This is a genomic window from Lacinutrix salivirga, from assembly GCF_053604675.1.
In genome coordinates, this window is record NZ_JBSHNP010000067.1 from 1 (window position 1) to 3,116 (window position 3,116).

The 3,116-nt window shown below is 28.7% G+C and carries 4 protein-coding genes; all 4 read left to right on the plus strand.

Features of this window, described 5'->3' with window-relative positions:
* On the plus strand, positions 1 to 1,121 hold a 1,121-nt coding region (locus tag ACVC5O_RS02700; RefSeq protein ID WP_452219925.1), incomplete at its 5' end, for a M23 family metallopeptidase.
* A gap of 4 nt (positions 1,122 to 1,125) precedes the next feature.
* Complete coding sequence (locus ACVC5O_RS02705) at positions 1,126 to 1,713, plus strand: hypothetical protein (protein ID WP_452219926.1); 588 nt, start codon at positions 1,126 to 1,128, stop codon at positions 1,711 to 1,713.
* Positions 1,714 to 2,065: 352 nt separating this feature from the next.
* Positions 2,066 to 2,743, plus strand: a complete 678-nt coding sequence (locus tag ACVC5O_RS02710; protein WP_452219927.1) for a hypothetical protein — start codon at positions 2,066 to 2,068, stop codon at positions 2,741 to 2,743.
* 76 nt (positions 2,744 to 2,819) lie between these two features.
* On the plus strand, positions 2,820 to 3,116 hold a 297-nt coding region (locus ACVC5O_RS02715), incomplete at its 3' end, for a hypothetical protein (protein ID WP_452219928.1).

Here is a 3,116-nt window from a genome sequence, read left to right on the forward strand (position 1 = left end):
AAATAAGTTTTCCAAAAACTATATCTGGTCCTAAAACCATTGAGATAGACAAAGTTGCTGTTTACACAATAAATACTTATGGTGCCAATGCAACAAAAGCAGACAAAAACAATATACAATGGAGTCTCTACAATCAGGACGATCCTAAAACCACCTACACGACTATAAATACAAAAAGCAAAGCAGGTATATATACTTACGCAAAAATGGAATTAGTAGGAGACAAAAACCAATTAACCATAGTTTTTGATAAAGCCTTAAAAGGCAAAAAAGTACAAATAGAACCCTTTAGAGGCAAACCAGATATTAACAATGCTAAAGATTATGTACGTACAACAACTATTAAAGAACCAGCAACACCAAAAATAACCATTAGAGACAAAGCACATTTATACCTAAAAACCCAATGTGACAGTATAGAAAACGCAGGAGAAACCATAGATAATGAGTTTTTAAAAGGTGGTGGGTTTAAGTTGGAAACACCTGGATTACTGTTTCCATTTAAAGTAATACCTCAAAATTATCCTGGTAATTATAAAACAAAGCAATATAAAGATTACGACTACACAGTACATGAAAAAAATGCTGCTACCTTTGGTTATACAAGAGGAACTAATAGAATACACGCTGCCAGAGATTTATATACAGATGTAAACGAATCAATTTATGCGATAGCCGATGGTATTGTTAAAGCCAGTGAAAATTTTTATATGGATACTGATGTTTTAGTAATTGAACATTATTATGAGCATGTTAAGGGTAACAATATTGTTGTAAGGTATGGAGAAATTGACAAAAACACTATTAAAGTCAAAGTTGGTGACAAAGTGACCAGAGGTCAGAAAATAGCTGAAGTAGGACAATTAATTAGAGGAAATGGTGAAAATTTTCAACAACCTATTGGAGAAAATAGAGGTATGTTACATATAGAATTTTATACTGGAGAAGAACAAGAAAAATCATTTAATCCTGGTTGGGTAAAGACAGACGAAATGCTACATGCTAAATCAGACAATTTTTCTAATGGACGATCTTTTAAAAGAAGAAGGGATTTATTTGACCCTTTAAATGTTTTAAAAAAAATGCTAACTAATTCTCAAAAAGAAAACTTAATTAATTAGAGCTATGAGAATATTAACGATACTTATATTGTCAATTTTGGTTTCCTGTAAGGAAGTAAATAAAATACAACAATCTAATAACCTAATAAAACAAGATTCAGTTATTTTGTTGAAATCTGAATCACCCAAAAAGAAGTTAATAAAAGAAACTGATACTCTCTTTAAAAAAATTTTTAATAAGGCATTAATTGGTCTATCAATTAAAGATAAAAATGAAAATCAAAAAAAATATTGGATAGATTTTAATAGTAATTGTATGTGTGACTCACCATCTTTATTTTTAAAAACGATAGATAATAAACTATTTTTATATAACTACTGTAGTAATAGTATTCCTCCAGACAGTGAAGAACCTTTTTTTGAATATGAAATAAAAAAAATACTTTATAATAAAAAAGATCTGGAAATATTAGCAGAAAATAATCATTTTCAATCTATTATTTTTAAGTTTAAGAAAGTAGATAAAAATGTTTATAAACTAACGATTAGTGGAAAACTTCCAACTGATTACATTGGAGTTAGAATAAATCAATATTTCACTCCTACTCCCGACAATTTTCAAAAAGAAGACTGCGGTGATTTTGACGGTTAAAAACCCAATGCGACAGTATAGAAAACACAGGAGAAACCATAGACAATGAGTTTTTAAAAGGTGGTGGTTTTAAGCTAACCCCTTCTACAACAATATATATTTACAGTGATGGAAAAACAAGTAATACCTATTTAGAAAAAGGAGATAAAATAGGTCTATCTGGAGTTACAGGTAATGCTTCAGGCACAAGAGCTCCACATTTACATTTTGAAATTGCAAATTTACCCAGACCAAGAAGATGATTAGTAAATAGATGTAATCCAGCGTTTTATGTCAATCTGAAAGATGAAACTATAGCAAATAAAGTTCATCAAGAAAAAATTTCTAAAACTTCCCATAAAATTTAAAAAACATGAAAAATATACTATGTCTCATATCAATTATCTTTTTTTTTGCTTGCAAGCAAAACAATCCTGATTTATATACCGAAGAAATCATTAAAATTGAAAAAGGAGATTCTTTAAATATTAGTCAAATTTCTCAAGTAAAATATCCAATTTTATATACCCAAATTAAAGCAGACTCTATAAAAAAAGACTTTAAAATAGATTCTATTAATGTAAATCAATCTGCTTGGATAAATAATATTCAATTCATTACTGGCACAATTGATGGCAACAAAAATGGTATTCACTTAATTGTAAAAAATAGTTTAAACAAGATATTATATAAGTCTAAAGGACAGCAAGACAGTTGGAGATATAACCCCTATTTTTTTAAGTCGAAAAAAAGTAATAGAATGATTGTTGTTAGTGAAATTGGAGATGAAGAAAGTTGGGGAATACATATTCAAGATTATAATAATGAAAACTATAAAGAACTTGGTAGTTTAAATATAGTTGCTTCTAATGAATTTGAAGAAAGTATAAATATTGTTCCGTTTATTAAAATTCAAGAGTTGAGCTCTGATTTGTTACAGTTTTATTTTGATGAGAGTACTAAAATATATGATAACGAGTTAGAAGAAATATATTCTGGAGTAAACTTAAAGTACAATTATTCAAAAAACAAAATCATTAAAGTGAATTAAATAAAAGTTTAAAACTCCTATTTTTTCAAAAAACAAGAATAGTGAATAACATTTCATAAAAACAACCAAAGATAAAATGGCCTCTAAGACCGAAGATGCTGTGAAAAGTTTTGAAGGTTGGCAAGAAGCACTTTATATACGTGAAGACGAAACCGAAGCAGGCAAAAAAGCAGTTAAAGATGCAGAAACAGCTAAAACTGCTCGAGATGCCGAAACCTTTACAACTTTAACTAGAGACGCAGATGCAGATAAAAAAGAAAATAAAATAAGTTTTCCAAAAACTATATCTGGTCCTAAAACCATTGAGATAGACAAAGTTGCTGTTTACACAATAAATACTTATGGTGCCAATGCAACAAAAGCAGACAAAAAC

Excerpts from the sequence above, each read along its gene's own strand:
- ACVC5O_RS02710 (WP_452219927.1), top strand. The coding sequence starts at position 2,066 with ATGAAAAATATACTATGTCTCATATCAATTATCTTTTTTTTTGCTTGC.
- ACVC5O_RS02705 (WP_452219926.1), top strand. The coding sequence starts at position 1,126 with ATGAGAATATTAACGATACTTATATTGTCAATTTTGGTTTCCTGTAAG.